Annotated in this window: 15 protein-coding genes; 3 read left to right on the forward strand and 12 right to left on the reverse strand. The window is 58.2% G+C overall.

Features of this window, described 5'->3' with window-relative positions; genetic code table 11:
• Positions 1–4 precede the first annotated feature (4 nt).
• The gene (locus GEMRO_RS0116315) at positions 5–442 is read left to right on the forward strand and encodes a hypothetical protein (protein WP_027134860.1); all 438 of its coding nucleotides are present in this window, start codon (positions 5–7) and stop codon (positions 440–442) included.
• 18 nt (positions 443–460) lie between these two features.
• Here GEMRO_RS0116315 and GEMRO_RS0116320 read toward each other — a convergent pair whose 3' ends face one another.
• Positions 461–1,312 (reverse strand): transposase, encoded by an 852-nt coding sequence (locus GEMRO_RS0116320; protein WP_027134861.1) that lies wholly within the window; start codon positions 1,310–1,312, stop codon positions 461–463.
• A gap of 124 nt (positions 1,313–1,436) precedes the next feature.
• Here GEMRO_RS0116320 and GEMRO_RS0116330 point away from each other — a divergent pair, with 124 nt between their 5' ends.
• Positions 1,437–1,769 carry a nucleotidyltransferase domain-containing protein gene (locus tag GEMRO_RS0116330; RefSeq protein ID WP_035485455.1) on the forward strand — a complete coding sequence of 111 codons (333 nt, stop codon included), beginning with the start codon at positions 1,437–1,439 and terminating at the stop codon, positions 1,767–1,769.
• A complete protein-coding gene (locus GEMRO_RS30060; RefSeq protein ID WP_051329136.1) occupies positions 1,756–2,184 on the forward strand; it encodes a HEPN domain-containing protein in 429 nt (142 codons plus the stop codon). Before GEMRO_RS0116330 ends, GEMRO_RS30060 begins: the two co-directional genes overlap by 14 nt.
• A 261-nt stretch (positions 2,185–2,445) precedes the next feature.
• On the opposite strand, the gene GEMRO_RS33585 is transcribed toward GEMRO_RS30060, so the two are convergent.
• The 11 genes from GEMRO_RS33585 to GEMRO_RS0116370 all read right to left on the reverse strand — a co-directional run bounded on the left by GEMRO_RS33585 (position 2,446) and on the right by GEMRO_RS0116370 (position 16,012).
• Complete coding sequence (locus GEMRO_RS33585; protein ID WP_169728400.1) at positions 2,446–3,591, reverse strand: glycosyltransferase family 4 protein; 1,146 nt, start codon at positions 3,589–3,591, stop codon at positions 2,446–2,448.
• A 307-nt stretch (positions 3,592–3,898) separates the two neighbouring features.
• Positions 3,899–4,897, reverse strand: a complete 999-nt coding sequence (locus GEMRO_RS33590) for an alginate lyase family protein (RefSeq protein ID WP_240476810.1) — start codon at positions 4,895–4,897, stop codon at positions 3,899–3,901.
• Between the two features lie 128 nt (positions 4,898–5,025).
• Positions 5,026–6,039, reverse strand: coding sequence for a UDP-N-acetylmuramate dehydrogenase (murB, locus tag GEMRO_RS33595; protein ID WP_084507044.1), 1,014 nt, complete (start codon positions 6,037–6,039; stop codon positions 5,026–5,028).
• Positions 6,036–7,349: a UDP-N-acetylglucosamine 1-carboxyvinyltransferase gene (locus GEMRO_RS30070; protein ID WP_035487386.1), complete on the reverse strand. Its 1,314-nt coding sequence runs from the start codon at positions 7,347–7,349 to the stop codon at positions 6,036–6,038. Before GEMRO_RS30070 ends, murB begins: the two co-directional genes overlap by 4 nt.
• 218 nt (positions 7,350–7,567) lie before the next feature.
• Entirely contained in the window at positions 7,568–8,848 is a 1,281-nt protein-coding gene (locus tag GEMRO_RS33600) for an oligosaccharide flippase family protein (protein WP_084507045.1), read from the reverse strand.
• A gap of 116 nt (positions 8,849–8,964) precedes the next feature.
• Entirely contained in the window at positions 8,965–10,218 is a 1,254-nt protein-coding gene (locus GEMRO_RS35995; RefSeq protein ID WP_084507047.1) for an O-antigen ligase family protein, read from the reverse strand.
• Positions 10,219–10,223: 5 nt separating this feature from the next.
• Positions 10,224–11,216: a glycosyltransferase gene (locus GEMRO_RS33610; RefSeq protein ID WP_157505611.1), complete on the reverse strand. Its 993-nt coding sequence runs from the start codon at positions 11,214–11,216 to the stop codon at positions 10,224–10,226.
• 227 nt (positions 11,217–11,443) lie between these two features.
• Entirely contained in the window at positions 11,444–12,910 is a 1,467-nt protein-coding gene (locus GEMRO_RS30075; RefSeq protein WP_169728403.1) for an undecaprenyl-phosphate glucose phosphotransferase, read from the reverse strand.
• 350 nt (positions 12,911–13,260) lie between these two features.
• The gene (locus GEMRO_RS30080; protein WP_051329138.1) at positions 13,261–14,103 is read right to left on the reverse strand and encodes an alpha/beta fold hydrolase; all 843 of its coding nucleotides are present in this window, start codon (positions 14,101–14,103) and stop codon (positions 13,261–13,263) included.
• On the reverse strand, positions 14,100–14,921 hold the full coding sequence (locus GEMRO_RS0116365; RefSeq protein WP_027134864.1) for a sugar phosphate isomerase/epimerase family protein: 822 nt from the start codon (positions 14,919–14,921) through the stop codon (positions 14,100–14,102). Before GEMRO_RS0116365 ends, GEMRO_RS30080 begins: the two co-directional genes overlap by 4 nt.
• A 14-nt stretch (positions 14,922–14,935) precedes the next feature.
• Positions 14,936–16,012 (reverse strand): Gfo/Idh/MocA family protein, encoded by a 1,077-nt coding sequence (locus GEMRO_RS0116370; protein WP_027134865.1) that lies wholly within the window; start codon positions 16,010–16,012, stop codon positions 14,936–14,938.
• Between the last annotated feature and the right edge of the window lie 10 nt (positions 16,013–16,022).

Here is a 16,022-nt window from a genome sequence, read left to right on the forward strand (position 1 = left end):
TCCGATGCCATGCGATCTCGGCCGACTCACCACCGCGTTCGGCTCCCAGGGCGACGAGGGCTGGATGCTCTGGTCCTATGGCGACAACCGCCCGGTCGAGCAGATGCTGCAGCCGGGCTTCTTCAACCCGGCCTTCGGCCTGTTCACGGTGGGCGACCTCCTGCTGATGGGCAGCGTGCCGCGCAAGCCGGCCATGGCGCAGCTCTGCCGCTCCGATGGCGGCCGGATGCTGCTGGCGATGGTGGCCGGGATCGAGCGGGCACAGGTCCGCCTGCGCATCCTGATCGATCTCGGCGGGCCGAAGGATCCGGACCTGCCGCAGGCAGCCGCGCTCGGGCAGATGGTGCAGGGGCTGATGGGGCTAGGACTGGCGGGGGACACTCAGCTGGCGGAGGCTGGCGGGCACATCGCAGGGGGCCAGAAGCAGGGCAGGCGGTCGTGACGGCGGATCCCCTAAGCATCAGGTAGCTTTGGGCGTCTGGAGGGGAGGGCGGTTGACGATCCGGCTGACGCTGCTCTCGTGCAGGTCGAAGGCGGCGGCAACCCGGCGCATGGAAAAGGCGCCGGTGGCATAGGCGGCTCTGATGGCTTCATTGCGGGCACAGGGCAGGCGGGTGAAGCCGGACAGATCCGGCGCGAGGGGCCGGCGCTGGGTGAAAGGAATGGCGGGGTCGGTTGAGGCCGCACCGATCTCCTTTTGCATCGCCGCGATCCACTCGGGCTTTCCCAGCCAGATCTGCCCTACCAAATCCCGCCACACATAGGGACCGACCCGGCGGACGAAGGCGGCATAGAGCTTGGCCGCCTTGTCCGGCGCCGGATGGAAGCGTTGCAGCGTCTCGTCGATGACGAGCCAGTCCGGACGCTCTGCCCGTCCGGCCGTGACGCGGGCGGAACTCCAGGACCAGTCGAATGGCGTCCGCACCATCCGCGCGCCGACGGGATTTCGAACGACATAACGGACCAGCTCCAGAAAGTGCGATTCCTTTTCGACCAGGACCGCCTTGTAGCGGCCCTGCAGGACGTGGCCGACGCGGCGATGACGGCGGTTCCAGGCCTGGGTGTAGATGCCGTTCAGGTCGCGCATGCCGCGCGCCAAGTTCGGCTCCGGTGTCTCGACCAGCAAATGGTAGTGGTTGGTCATCAAGCACCACGCGTGCAGGCGCCAACCGCGGCGCACGACCGTCGCCGCCAGCGTCGCCACCCAGTGCTGCCGATCCTCGTCATCATGAACGATGGCGGCCCGCGCATTGCCGCGGGCGGTGACGTGGTAGAAGGCGCCGGGATACTCCAGGCGAAGCGGGCGGGCCATGGCCTGCGTCCTCCACGCAGATATGAACCATCCCTGCTACGTCGGCGGGATGCAGGAACGCAAGGCCTCCCCGTTCTGCGACGATGTGCTATGCAAATCCGAAACCTGATGAAGGCAGCTGGACATGGCCGGAACGCAAGACCTGCCCCCCGACCTGGAAGAGTTGATCGGCCGCGTGGTCGAGTATTTCGAGCCGCAGGCTGTGATCCTGTTCGGCAGCCATGGGCGGGGCGAGGCAGGACCGGACAGTGACATCGACCTCCTGGTGATCGTCGACGACGATGCGCCTGTGGAAAAGCGGCGGCTCTCGGCCGGACGGAAGGCTCGGCGAGGCTGGTACGGCATGGCGGACATCGTGCCGGTCACCCGAAGCCGATATGAGGAGGGGCGTCGCGTCATTGGCTCGCTCGCCGAGATCGCTTCGGCGGAAGGACGCAGGGTCTATGGCCGGGCCTGAACGGCGCTTGCAAGCTGAGGAAGGCCAGCGATGGCTGCAGCACGCGGAACGGGGCATCGCCGCGGCCGAGCGGGCAATTGCCATGCCGCCGGCGCTTCCCGACATCGCCGCCTATCATTGCCAGCAGGCCGTCGAGAAGCTGCTGAAGGGCCTACTGGTGGCCGGCGCGATCCGCCCGCGCAAGACCCACGACCTCGACTTTCTGGCGGACGAGGTCGGGTCTGTCTGGCCGGCACTGGCGCCTCTGGCTGAACCGCTGCGGCGCTGTACCACCTGGGGGTTTGCATACCGCTACCCACTGCCAGAGGAGGAGCCCGCGCCGACGGTTGCCGAGATCCGGGCGACACTTGCGCAGATTGAGGATTTGCGGCGAGCGGTGGTCGGCCTGGTCGAGGGGGCAAAAAAGAGCCGTTAGAACCCTCCCGAAGGTGGAAGGTGCTTGAACGAAAGACCTGACCCCGACTCCGCGGGTGCGTCACGCGCATTGCCGCGGGCGCAGATTGAGGATTTGCAGCGAGCGGTGGTCGGCCTGGTCGAGGGGCAAAAAAGAGCCGTTAGAACCCTCCCGAAGGTGGAAGGTGTTTGAACGCAAGACCTGACCCCAAGTCCTCTCGCGACGACCACGAAAATCGCTTCCCCGTCGCCCCCCGGGAACAGAACCTTAAACCGGCTTTAACTAACTTCGCTCCAACGCCATACCAGAGGAGCCCGCTTCAGTCATTCCGATTAGCGGATCAACGCTATTATAGATCGCGACGGTTTGTTTCGCAATCGAGCCCCATTCGTAATCTTTAAGCAGATATGTCCAATCTACATAGGGTGCTCCTTCTATATCATTAGCAAATACTTGCTTTAGACGGCGTGCGATCGCAGAAGGGGAACCAGTCTCTACATAACAGTGACTGGGCAACCCGACATTTCGATTAGCATCTATGTCACTCGCTACCACCGGCCGACAGTACGACATCGCTTCAAGCAACGCTATAGGAAGGCCTTCATGGCTCGAAGGAAGAACGAACACACCGGCGTGACTGAAAATCTCCGCCAGAGGCAGTCCATTTAAGAAGCCGGTCATTACCACACCTGGGGTTGCCATCGCAGCTTCTGATACTCTCTGGCTATAGGAACTCTTATGATCCGCTGCGCCAACCAAAACTAACCGCAAATCAGGTCTTCCAAGCTCTCTAAATGCATCAATTAAGTCCATATGACGTTTCTCAGGAACCAACCGGCTAACGTTCAGGATATACTTCCCAGGCTCTAATCCGAATTGGTCGAGCGCTCTAGAGGTTGGTACCCACCGACCTGATTCAACACCATTCGGGATATATGTGAAGGCTTTTTGATATTTGGTAGTGAGCTCAGCGGCCAATGAACGCGACACTGCAATACGGGCATTAGCGGTATAAGCTGCCGACATCTCACCAATTCGCAAGATGAACTTGGCCAAACGGCCCCATTTCTCACGCTTATAATCTTCGCCATGATGAGTTGCGACGACGCTCAAACCCAGGAGCTTCGCCAGAGGTGTAACAAGCGAAGGCCCGATGGCATGTATATGTAAGATGCGAGGTCGAATAACCGCAGCGTAAAGAACCGCGAGAATAGAATGAAACAGCGCCTCTGTACTCGGACCCTGGAAAGAAGGCAACGAAGTCACTTTAAATGAATTAGTCATTATCGGAAGATCAACCGAACTATAAGGCTTGCGCACCACAACATTTGTGTCAACTCCGAGCCTACTGATCTCCTGCGCCAAATTGCCTACATGAGCTTCGACACCACCCTGTCCACCACCGATACTTCTAAGGCCGATCATCATAACGTCGGGCCGTGTCCGCTGAAAAAGGGATTGTAGCGTCCTCCGCGTCCCCAAGCCTGATAAATTCCGCACCGTCGTGTTCCTTTCAGCCATCGAGGTAAGCCACACAGATGTTGCTCACGCGCCCCGAAAACTTCTATTCAACTTCCGTTCTTAAATAATACGCTAACGATCGAAAAACCTGCGTGCTCAATATTTCGAAGACATCACATGCGACGATGGTATCTGCTCCATTTTCAATTTGCCTAGATACCGAAAGGGTAGGGCAGAGAGAGCGCAATGACATACCCGCAATCAGATGATGCATCTATTGAGGACGGCATAACACAAACTGGAGATTACCTCCGAGATACCTAGAATGGGGCGGTACATCTTTGATGATATCTTGAATAATCTCCCACTCAGGTGAGCCAACGTCAAGAAAAGGAACCAGCACGTGCAGAGGAACAAGTCGCTTCGGAGGACTTTGCTCCACCTCTGCTGAGGAGGCGATTGGTCCGCCACTGAGATCTGCGATGGACTCGATGATCGCATTAGTTAAGCGACGTATAGCGGAGCTTTGCCAAGGAAGGACTGGATCTGGATGAAGGAGCATAAGACCTGCCAAAGCCTCAGCTGCGAATATATGATAATGAAGCGCAAGATGTCCTCTTTGCATCTCCAGAGCGAGAAGCCCATCAGAGCTTATATCAGAAAGACCTGCGTCACGAACCTCCCTCGCATAATCGACCAGGGCCTCATCCTCGATAACCAACCCTACTGCGAGTACGGCAATACCATTCCAAAAATAGTGATTGTTCCTGCCAGCGACCTCGACCCCACGGGCCTGGAATTCCATTAGAGCAGTTGCATTGCGTTGGAACCACTCTCGAATCTCGACTGACTCCTCTATTTCATCGATCTCAGGCTGAGCCTTCAAGTAGGCAATCGCAACCTGCAAAATGATCCAACTCCTATAAAACTGATCGGTAGGCGAGTCCGCGCCCTCGAGTGCGTGATTGCGTGCCGAGTGCACAATTGCACGTGCAAGGCACGCCGCTAGATGTGACTTCTCCTCACGCGGTGCAGCACGATAGTCGTCTGCGATCGAAATGATCTTACGTGCGGGCACATCGATCGCTTCTCGAAGTGGGCGTTGGCGGTCAACCTCGCGCGGATCATCGGTAGCATGAGTAGGATCCGAACGGTCAAACCGCGGCTGTAGATTCAGGTACTGTGGCATAGCTGCGACCTCGCCACACGTCACAGACGCCCCTGATATGCCCGCGCCCTTTGATTGAACCACGAAAACATCAAACACCAACACATTCAACACCAAGAGTCCGAACAAACTTATGATCAGAATATGTGAACGCCATTTGTATGCTGAGTTAGCCATACTCGAATAGCTCTCGATGCAAATAAATTACCATCTGTTCTTCTGACCGCCTCTCGCTAACGTAAAAGCTCAAAATGCTCATGCGCCGCGACATGGGCAGGAGCCACCACTCCATCAAATCGAACATGCTGAACCTCGCAATCCAGCCGAAATCCAGTCACGTCCTGTACCCTCTGCCGTATCAAGTAAACAAGCCGCAAAACATCGAAAGATGTCGCACCTCCGTTGTTGACAATAAAGTTGGCGTGCTGAGTTGAAATTTGCGCACCTCCCTCCCGAAGCCCTTTGAAACCAATGCGTTCAATGATAGCGCCTGGTGCTCCGACGGAGGAATACATCGTCGGGTCAGACAAGAAAGTTGATCCTCCATTCGGTAAATTCTTCGGGAAACGGGTCCTCCTACTCCTCAATATGTTAATCATATCGCGTCGAATGATACTTGGATCGGCCGGAGTGAGTTCGAGTTGAACCTCAACGACCGCAAGACGCTGAAACTGTAGCGATGACTTGCGATAAGAAAAATTACAGTCATCGCGGCTCAACGTCATATCTTCACCGTTGAAAGTTACGCACTGTACGCGCAGGACGTTGTTGCCAATTCCCAAGCGCTGGCTGCCTCCATTCATCAGTACTAGACCTCCTAAGGTCCCCGGGATGCCAACGGCGTGCTCAAGGCCAGAAAGCCCTTCCTGCGCTGACCGACGGGCAAGATAGGGCATCCAGACGCCCGCTTGGGCAACCATAGTGGACCCGGACGTGCGCACGGAAGACATCGATCGAGAGATTCTTAAGATAAGTCCGTTGAAGCCGCGCGTGTCGAACAGGACATTAGAACTATCACCCATAATGAAAACCGGTTCACTTCGCGACCGCATTAGGCGGAAGACGTTACTGATATCAGACGAGCTTGCCGCGTCTACGACACACCATGCATTACCTCCGATCTTCCACCGGGAGATCTGAGATAGGCTGACATTCTTGTGGATACGACCCTCAAGCGTTTCCTCAAGCGGAGCTATTACTTCCCTCAAGAAACTGTCGGTGATAGGGAACCATTGCTGGGAACTCACCGCGCGTTCTCGTTTTCGTTCTCGATATTGATGTCCGCGCCAAGCGCCTTGAGTTTCCGCTCCAAGTCATTATAGCCACGAAGCGCCATATGAACACCGTTAACAGTGGAAATACCGTCTGCGCACAGCGCTGCGATCACCGCCGCCATGCTCCCCCGCAAATCAGTAGAATTCGCCTCCCCGGGAACGAAACGAGCCGGGCCTTGAATTATGATCTTCCCAGGTGCAGCAGTTAAATTCTGATCACCGACTAGCTTTGCTAGCTCATCAACAAATGCAATTCGTTCAGGATATCGATAATCAAATACCCGGGATGTACCGGCACCCCGGAGAGCCAAGGCAACAAACAGTGGCTGCATATCTGAAATCACACCGGGATGGGCTCCGCACGCCAGTTCGAAAGGTTGGACTGCGCCTGAGCGGAGACAATCAGGCGTGACCTGAACAGCGCTAGAATTACGCAATAAATCGATACCGGCATGCTTCAGGTGGATCAGAGGCACCTCCATCGATTCGAAAGGCACATTTTCGATCGTCACTTCTCCTTGAGCAAGGACGGCATAGACTATCCAAGTAAGTGCCTCGATGCGGTCAGGCATAACGGCCATCCGGGAGCCGGATAGGCTTCGGGCTAGCCCGTGGACGACAACGTGGCTAGTGCCATAAACTTCAAGATCTGCTCCCATTTGTCGGAGAAACGAGATAAGATCTCTGACCTCCGGAGTAATATATGCGTTGTAAATTCTTGTCGTTCCTGAAGCAACGGCAGCGCATATCAGTGCGTTTTCGGTTCCCCCGACCGTAGAAATAGGAAAGTCAATCCGTCCGCCCACAAAGCGCTTTCCTCGTACTTCTATGAATGCCTCCTTCTCTTCCACTTCACATCCTAAGGAGCGCCAAACTAGCAAATGCAGATCGTAGCCACGTCCGCCACTAGTGCCCCCTCCAATAGGACAGCCACCTGGATACGGGATACGAGCGATACCAAAACGAGCGAGTTGCGCGGCAGCAAGGAGGTAGGTAGTGCGAATTGGTATGTCATACTCGGATCGATTCAACTCCTCCGCATTCATTGACGACGCGTCGATTCGAATACGCTCTCGATCGTTGTCAATGTCGATCTTTACGCCGATCGATCGGCAGAACCTGACCTTATGTCCAACATCGACGAGCCGGGTAGGAAACTCAGTGAATTCTGAAATTTCGTCCGAAAGCAATGCGGCAGCCAGCAAGCGCGTCGCCGAATTCTTCGCCCCACTTACTCTGACTCGTCCGACTGGACGCCTACCACCGCGGATGATTGCACGCATGCGGATCTCCAATTTGACAGATGGGAAGACGGTACTGAAGCAAACTAGCTAATTCAGTCAAAAGAACTCCTACCAACTTCCTTGGACATGCAAATACTCAACTAGGCCTGTCGTGACCGCACTAGCTGAATTTCCAAGCAAGCCTTGGAAGCTCCAAGATGGCTCTAGATGCATCAACGGCTGTGGAGCGCTCACCAACATCACCCAAGTATACCGCATCATACTCCCGCCCTCTTGAGGGTATCCCTAATGCGACGCGAAATGATGCAAATATCTTGTAAAGCACAGTGCAGTCCGGGTTTAAGGTATCCGCGAAAGAAGTATAAGTAAATGAGATAGCAAGCTAATTGACCGGCGACGAATCCCATCGCTGCTCCATTGGATTGCCAAAGCGGAATCGCAACGGCGCAAACCCCAAAGTTTATTACCAAGCCGACAAGAGCAATCGCGGAGGACGCGTTGGGTTTGCCGATCCCTGTCATTACGCCTGTTAGAACGCGGCATGCGGCGACGGGTCCAAGTCCTAGAGATACAATCTGGAGTGGCTCCACCGCACCAGCGAATGGAGCTCCTAGAACAACCTCAACGACAAGAGGAGCAAGAAAATAAACAGCAGCACCAAGGATTGAAAAGACAATGAGAAATAGAGACGACATACGTATACCAATTGCTGACGCCGCCCCTGCATCTTTTGATCGTGCTGCCTCCGCAAAAAGGACCAGCGCAACCGCAGTCGCAGTGTCGAGAAAAATTTCACTTACTCGCTGCGCTGCAAAGTACAATCCAGCTTGAGTTGCACCTTCTGCTCCCTGGAGGAAAAAAAGACCAATGCGACCTTGGAGCATTACGAGAAAGAGTGATGCTGCGAAAACAAACCCCGATCCGACGAGCCTGGGAAGTTGACTAATTGCTGGAAAAAAGTCCGCTTGGTTGCGATAGGCCATGATTGTCACATATGGTATAAATACTAGAAAGCCGACTCCGAATATCATGAGGGCTAGATCCAGCGTCAAATCTTGAACTAGAAGAAATGGCAGAACGAATACTAGATGTGCAAACCGTGGCCCTGATTCCGCAATCGAGAAATCTCGGATGTTTGATTGTCCGAGGAGGGCACCCTGAATGATCGTTAGGTGCATGAAAGAGGTAACAGCTATGATCACTGCCACCTGGCCGAGTGACGAGAGTCGGCCGATAGTTTCATCAAGCAACCAAAAGATTGCCACGCAGGTTGCGACAGATAGGGCGGGCCAAGCCAGCAGAGAGGCAGAGACTAGCGGCCCCGCGGCATAATCCTCGCGCGCAATCAATCTTGCGGTGGATTGCCTTATGCCCAGATTCCCGACTAGGCCCCCCAAGAACACAGCCGAGATGATAACACCATAATCGCCGAACCCGTGAGGTGACAGGATGCGAGCAAGGATCACGAAGGTAAATAACTGCAGGAACCTTGTTGCAGTTTTTGCAAGAAATATTGTCAAGGCACTGCGAGCGATCATCCACTATCTCATTGGTAGCAATTGGTACTTTCATGCTCCACTTCGGAGGGCAGCATCAGGCTAACTTGTCTATTCGAGTAATTCCTTAGTAGTGATAAGATCCTGGATGTGTCGAATTAGTTAGCGTGTAGCTGCAAAGGGTACTTTGCGATGACGGGGTTGCGCGGATATGAGCGCGTAAATGAAAGCTCTTGTGCGGCGAATACTAGGAGTATGGCCATAGCAGTTGACGCCTTTCCCCCTACGATGACACCCGTGATACCGCAGGCGATGATGTAAAGCAGAATTGGACCGCAGTATGTGTATGACTTGTATAGCGACCGAATGACTGAGTAGAATAGAAAGCAGGCCATGAGTAACGCAGCGACTGCTCCCGTCTCGAATAAGATATTTAGCAAATCATTATGAGCGTGAGGCGCCAGGTAATTTAAGAAGAAGTCGGATGTCAACTCGGTATAAAATGAGCCAAAGCCGTATCCAGTCCATGGCCGTTCAAGTGCCATATCCCATGTGTTCTGCCATATTGTTGTGCGGCCGGACAAAGTTTCGTTATTTACACCGTCGCGGCTATAGGCCTCAATAAGGTAGTTTTGTGCTAGTGCGAGTAGTACGATGATTAGGCAAGCGGCTGCCGCAACGATCGCCAGTGTGAAAAGCCGAAGACGTCTCGCGAAAACAAATAACACGGTTACTATCGCGAATGTAGTAAACGACCGGGTGAGCGTTGCAGCCAATGTCGTGGCGAGGAGCACAATAGACGGCCAGCTGGCGCAGTACGATCGGCGCGAACCAAGTCTTTGCCGATATATTATTGACACTACAATTGCGATTGACATCAGAAGCGCGAGCCTCTGGCAGTGAAGCATGATTCCGTTGAGCCGCCACTCTGGAGGCACTACGGCCCCAACTTCGGGAAGCAGGAGACCTACCGGCCACGATAAAGCCGCAACCCAAAGGGATACGATAATAAGTGCTTTCGCAGTACGATCGGGTGAAAGGTGGTGTAGGCTACAGGCCGCGACAGCCAGGAGGACGATAGGAATGGTATATGCGAGACTGAGTGGTCCGATGTACGACCATCCTGCGCTTGTGCAAATCAATGCAGCATACAGCATGAAGAAGAACATGGGTCGGCTAGCTAGGATCTTTATGGCTGAAGGCAAGCGAGATAGCCGCATGGCAACGACGGTACTAAAGCATATCGACGCGACGCCGGCATTGAGGCGGAAGGAGTCGCCGATTGTCAGAGGAATCGTTTCGAGAGAGACAGCGCCGACTATAAATAAATATATGCGCATCCCATCCCATTGGCGGGAGGGTTCAGGCACTGTAGGGCGGTATGGATATGTATTTGGTGCTAGAGTGGGCATTCTTCTCACATGTGGGTCGACTGACGGGACTTGGTGTAGTATTCAACTAATCTGCCGCGTATTCCAACGAGCAAACGATGATTGCTTAGATGTGATAGATATTTGTATGCAATCCGGGTATAGTGCGGAGAGAGATATTGGGATAGTTCACTAGCACCAGCGGAGTCCCCCCACGCGAGAAATCGCACTATTGAGGTACGTATCATCGCCTGTAAGTCAGGATCATTAGTAGGAACTAGTGCACCAACTCCAAGCTCTCTCAGTCGAGCGTCAACGTCACGGCGTTTTTCTTTAGGCATTACTGCCAAGCGCCTTGACAGGACTGTATACTGGGCTTGCTCGATCGCTTTACGGGCGGAGTACGTTACACCATCTCGTTGAATATATCGATGATAGAGGATCTCGGGTCTAGATGCGAGTAAACTAATCTGAGCTATTCTTAGCCAGAGGTCATAATCTTGACTATACTTAAATAACGGGTTATAGCCGCCCGCCTGATCATATACTGTACGACGAAATAGTACTTCTCCGTGGGTGAAGGGGTTCCTTTTCATGATGTCGGCGAACCCTAATGCAGAGTTGTGGCTGCTGTGAATCCGCCTGCCTTTGCTAGTTTCGTCGACGTTGACATAACTGGAGCCAACAAGACCGATCGTTGGTCCGCTTTGTATTAGTTCCATCTGCAACGAAATTCGGTCTGGCAATGAATAATCACCTGACCCTTGAACTGCAATGAACTCAGCGTCAGTAGTGCCGATCGCGTTAATGATTCCGTGGGTAAATCCAATATTGGCGTTGTGTATTATCGTCTTTACGGGTCTGATGGCTTTTCTTGCGTAGCTCCTAAGAATATCAGCGGTGTCGTCCTGTGATCGGTCGTCAAATACGATGATTTCCAAATTGTCATAGGTCTGGGCAGCCATAGAATCGAGAGTCCGCTGGATCAGATGCCCTCTATTGTAGTATCCAGTGATCATCGCGACTTTCGGATTTCTCACTCGGACGCTCCTGGGAATGTGGTCAAGCTCACGTAGGCACGTGGCGGGTTCATCTGCAGTATCAGTTCGACGTTCATTTTCGATGAGGCTGCTTGCTGTTAACAGCGGCTTGCTGGTCGGATTGCGATCAAATCTCAAGTGTAGTGTGAGAGCCTCTTGGACATTGTGCAGTACGTTGTAAAAGGATCAAATACTGTGCGGAGCATAACTCGTAATCGATGCAGATTTCAGTAGGCATTTGAGTCTCGTGCTAACAGGCCAGCTGTTTGGAACAGGATTTGCACGTCAAAGCTTACTGACCAGCGTTCAATATATTCAAGGTCTAGGCGAATTCGATGTTCCATCTGCCGCAGGTCACTGATCTCCCCCCGCGCCCCGTTGACCTGCGCCCAGCCGGTAATCCCCGGCTTGACCCGGTGGCGGGAGAGGTACTCGTCGATCAGGGCGCCGTAGTGGTCGTCGTGGGCGACGGCGTGGGGGCGGGGGCCGACCAAGCTCATGTCGCCCAAGACCACGTTGATGAGCTGGGGGAGCTCGTCGAGGGAGGTCTTGCGCAGGAAGGCGCCCAGCGGGGTGATGCGGGGGTCGTTGCGCGTGGTGTGGGCGACGAAGCCCTGGTCGGGACGGTCGCACAGGTCGGTGTACATCGAGCGGAACTTGAAGACCCGGAACTGCTCGCCGTGGAAGCCGACCCGGGCCTGGCGGAAGAAGACCGGGCCCTTGGAGGTCAGCTTGATGGCGGCGGCGATGGCGAGGAGGAGGGGGGAGATCCCGAGCAGCAGGAGGGTGCCCAGGATGCGGTCCTCCAGGGACTTCAGCAGGTACTTGCGCTCGTCCAGCGGGCGGTCGATCAGGCGCAGGGCCGGGCGGTCGGCGAACCAGGTGATGCCCTTGAGCGGCAGCGGGCTGGCGGCCTCGTCCATGCCGGGCAGGAAGCTGACGCTCACCGGGTGGCGGCGGAGCTTGCCCAGCAGGCTGGCGGCGCGGGCGGTGTCGGACCAGGGGAGGGCCAGGACCACATGCTCGACCCGCTTGTCCTGCAGGAAGCGGGTGAGCCAGGCGACCTGGCTGTCCGGCATCGGCCGGGCGGGGTCGACCTCCAGATAGCCCAGCGTCAGGATGTCCGGGTCCTCCTTACGCAGCCGCTCCAGGGTGGCGTGGCCATGGGCGCCGTGGCCGACCACCAGGACCCGGCGCAGAAGGAAGCCGGCATCGCGCAAGGCGGCGACGGCGCGGACCAGGCCCAGGCGCAGCAGGACCAGCAGGACGGCGGTGGAGAGATACCAGCCGAAGGTCCAAAGCCGCGACACGTCGGTGGAGGCCTTGGCCAGGAACAGGACCACCAGGCCCAGCACCATGGCTGCGGTCCAAAGGGTGATCACGTAGCGGATCTGCCGGCCGGTGCGGCGTAGCTGGGATTCGTCGTAGAGGCCGGCCAGGGAGAAGGCGTTGCTGGCGCAAAGCGCCACGCCCAGGAGCAGGAGGGTCTCGGTCGAGGCGAAGCCGAGCTTGCCCTCGCGCAGCAACGGCACCAGCAGGGCGCCCAGGAAGATCGCCAAAAAGTCGGCCAGGCGCAGGAAGTGGGTCAGCAGGGTGGGCGACAGGAGGCGGCGGCCGATCCGGCTGCGCAGCCTGGAGTCCTGCAAGACCCGGAAACCGGCAGGGGTGGTGGCATCCATCACTCGTTGCGCCATCGACGACCTCGGACGATTGAACGTCGTTGCGGGCTTCGGAGACGAGCTATCCGGCATGAACCGTGACAAGGTCACGGCTGCCATGCAGATTTGAGCTTCCGGAAACTTCCGAACAAATCTGCAATAATTTCGTCAGAGCTGTGGAACCAAACCGGAGCCTGCCCAGTTCTGGTTCCGAGCCACTGCACCGCAGTTTAGACATGTCCGGGGCACAAGCAATACCGCACCGCAGCAAAAAGCTGCGGTGGCAGTGTCGCACTGGATGTCCAGGAGTTCCGAGGAACAAGAACAGGCTTGTCCCAAGTGTTCGCCAATAGCGAGAAATTGCTACGGGCCCGGAAACCGGCGTATCAGCTGGGCGTAGAGGTCGCCGTTGCGGCCAGACGGTCGAGAAAGCCAGCCAGAGCTGCGCGGAATTCTCGCGTGTAGAGTGAACGGTCCGCCACTTTCGGGGTGATCTCGGTCAGGCGGGCCTTGGGGATCAGTTGCGCCAGGGCCACGGCGTGGCCGAACGGATGGACCTCGTCCCGGCCATGGCCGAGCACCAGGGTCGGCAGGCCGAGGGCGGCCAGGGCGGCGGCGGGGACGCCGGGGCCGTCGGCGGAGACCTGCCGCAGGAGGGCGGCGGTGACCGGCTGGGGTGCGCGGGCGAAGAAGCCCCGTAGCGAGGCGAGATTGTCCGGGGCGGCGGCCGCCAGATGCCGGGCGGTGTCGCTGGCCTCGAAGCGGCGCTGCGCCTCCTCGGCCGGGTGGCCTGTCAGCAGGCGGCCGACCAGGGCGTTAGGCTGCATGTTGGCTGGAGCAGAGTCGGTCACCCAGGCCGGGCGGGCCAGGACCAGGGCGCGCACCAGGTCCGGCCGGGTGGCCGCCAGGCGCAGGGCGATCGCGGCCCCCATGGAGATGCCGCCGACCACCACCGGGCCGCCGACCCGGCGCTCGATCATGGCGGCCAGGTCATCGGTGAAGGTGGCGATCGACAGGGCGTCCAGGGGACCTGGCTCGGAAGCGCCGTGGCCGCGGCATTCCAGGGTCAGCCGGCGCAGGCCGGGCGCGGCCGGGAAGATCTCGGCGACCTGCGGCTCGGCCCCGCACAGGCCATGCTGGAACACCACCGGCAGGCGCGGATCGCCCGGCTCGCCGTCGTCCCACAGGCTGAAGCGCAGGCCGGCATGGTGGAAGGGGCGGAAGGTCATGCCAGGCGGGCGCGCAGGAAGGCGGCCACGCCTGGGGCCTCATCAGCGGCAAGGCCATGGGTGACCAGGGGCCCGGTGAAGCCGATCCGGCGCAGGCCGGCCAGGTAATGGTCGTAGTCGAGCACGCCGGTGCCGGCGGTGGCGAAGCTGCCGTCGGGGGCGCGGTCCTTGGCGTGGGCCATGGCGATCCGGTCGCCCAGAAGGTCCAGGGCCTCGTCGACCAGGCGGTGCTGTTCCTGCAGGGTGGCGGTCTCGAACAGATTGGCCGGATCCAGCACGACCACGATCCGCTCCGAGTCCAGCTCATCGATCAGGCGCCGGGCCTTGGCGGCACTGTCGACCACGTTGGCGAGCTCCGGCTCCACCCCCAGGACCAGGTCGAACTCGCGGGCGACCGCCACCGCCTGGCTCATGCTGGCCAGAAGGTCGTCCCAGGCGGCCGGCAGGGCGTTGTCGGGATGGTGGCGCCACTGGTCGTCCGGGTCGCGGGTGCCTGTGCACAAGGTGAGCATCGGGATGGCCAGCTGGCAGGAAGCCTCGGCCAGGACGCGCAGCCTTGCCAGGCCGTCCCGGCGGACCCGGACGTCCGGGTGGATCATGTTGAAGGTCGCCGACATCGCGCACAGCTCGACGCCGGTGCGGTTCGACGCAGAGGCGATCGCGGCGATGGTGGCGTCGTCGATCCGGCCGGGCAGGGAGGGCAGGCCGCAGCAGGCCATGTTGAACTGGGTGGTCTCGAATCCTGCGGCCCTGACCTGGGCCAGGACCGCGAGCGGGTCGGCGCCGGGGAAGGTCTTGGCGAAGATGCCGAGGCGGATGGCGGACGTCGGCATCACAGGGGGCCCTCCACCTCGGCCAGGCGCACCGGCCGGCCGCTCTCGACGCTGCGGGCGATCGCGATCATGCCGCGCACCGAGGCCAGGCCGTCGACCACGTCGGCACCGGTCTGGGGGGCGCCGTTCAGGATCACGTCGGCGAAGCCCTCCAGCTGGCGGCGGTAGAAATGGCCGTCGGCGCCCAGCACGCGGCGGGTGGTGGCGTCCTTCTCGTGGAAGATCTCGACGTCCGAGGACTTGTAGTACCAGGGATTGAAGGTCTTGGCGAAGATCGAGCCGTGCTCGCCATAGATGGTGAAGCCTTCGTGCCAGTCGCCGCGGACCGCCACGGTGAGGTCGAGATGACCGAGCGTGCCGTTGGCGAAGGCCACGTCGACGAACCAGCAATAGGCGCCGAAGCGCTCGGACAGGCGGGCGCTGACTTCCGTGATCTCGCCGGCGAAGTAGCGCGCGGTATCCAGCAGGTGGCTGCCATGGGCCAGCATGAAGTAGCGGCGCTTGTCGGCCTTGGGGTCGCCCGAGGGCTTGCGGGCGTTCTGGCTCTTGACCATCAGCGGCTGGACCGCGTCGGTCATCGCGTAGCGGTGGGTGCTGTCGCAGTACCAGGCTTTCAGCGCCTGGAGCTCGCCCATCTCGGTGTCGATGAAGGCGCGGGCGGCCTGGAGGCCCGGGTCGAAACGTTTCATGTGGCCGACCTGCAGGGTCAGGCCGGTCTGCTTCACCAATGCTGCCAGTTGCTCGGTCTCCTCGACCGAGACGCCCAGCGGCTTCTCGCACAGGACATGCTTGCCGGCCTTGAGCGCCCGGATCGCAGCCGGGACGTGGAAGGCGTCGGAGGTGGCGATGATCACCGCCTCCAGCTCCGGGTCCTCCAGCATCCGGTCGTAGTCGGCGAAGGACTTTTTCGGTGCATGGGTCGCGGCCATCCGCTCGCGCAGATCGTCGGCGACGTCGCAGATAGCAAAGAGCTCGGCATTCCCGGCCTTGGTGCAGCTCTCGAAATGAGCGGCCTGGGCGATCGGGCCGCAGCCGAGCACGCCCACGCGCAGCAGGCGGTCCTGTTTGGTCGGCATGGTCACGGAT

It is taken from the genome of Geminicoccus roseus DSM 18922, from assembly GCF_000427665.1.
In the GTDB taxonomy this organism is placed as follows: Bacteria; Pseudomonadota; Alphaproteobacteria; order Geminicoccales; family Geminicoccaceae; genus Geminicoccus; species Geminicoccus roseus.

Excerpts from the sequence above, each read along its gene's own strand:
- GEMRO_RS0116315 (WP_027134860.1), top strand. The coding sequence starts at position 5 with ATGCCATGCGATCTCGGCCGACTCACCACCGCGTTCGGCTCCCAGGGC.
- GEMRO_RS0116320 (WP_027134861.1), bottom strand. The coding sequence starts at position 1,312 with ATGGCCCGCCCGCTTCGCCTGGAGTATCCCGGCGCCTTCTACCACGTC.
- GEMRO_RS0116330 (WP_035485455.1), top strand. The coding sequence starts at position 1,437 with ATGGCCGGAACGCAAGACCTGCCCCCCGACCTGGAAGAGTTGATCGGC.
- GEMRO_RS30060 (WP_051329136.1), top strand. The coding sequence starts at position 1,756 with ATGGCCGGGCCTGAACGGCGCTTGCAAGCTGAGGAAGGCCAGCGATGG.
- GEMRO_RS33585 (WP_169728400.1), bottom strand. The coding sequence starts at position 3,591 with ATGATGATCGGCCTTAGAAGTATCGGTGGTGGACAGGGTGGTGTCGAA.
- GEMRO_RS30070 (WP_035487386.1), bottom strand. The coding sequence starts at position 7,349 with ATGCGTGCAATCATCCGCGGTGGTAGGCGTCCAGTCGGACGAGTCAGA.
- GEMRO_RS33600 (WP_084507045.1), bottom strand. The coding sequence starts at position 8,848 with ATGATCGCTCGCAGTGCCTTGACAATATTTCTTGCAAAAACTGCAACA.
- GEMRO_RS35995 (WP_084507047.1), bottom strand. The coding sequence starts at position 10,218 with ATGCCCACTCTAGCACCAAATACATATCCATACCGCCCTACAGTGCCT.
- GEMRO_RS30075 (WP_169728403.1), bottom strand. The coding sequence starts at position 12,910 with ATGGCGCAACGAGTGATGGATGCCACCACCCCTGCCGGTTTCCGGGTC.
- GEMRO_RS30080 (WP_051329138.1), bottom strand. The coding sequence starts at position 14,103 with ATGACCTTCCGCCCCTTCCACCATGCCGGCCTGCGCTTCAGCCTGTGG.
- GEMRO_RS0116370 (WP_027134865.1), bottom strand. The coding sequence starts at position 16,012 with ATGCCGACCAAACAGGACCGCCTGCTGCGCGTGGGCGTGCTCGGCTGC.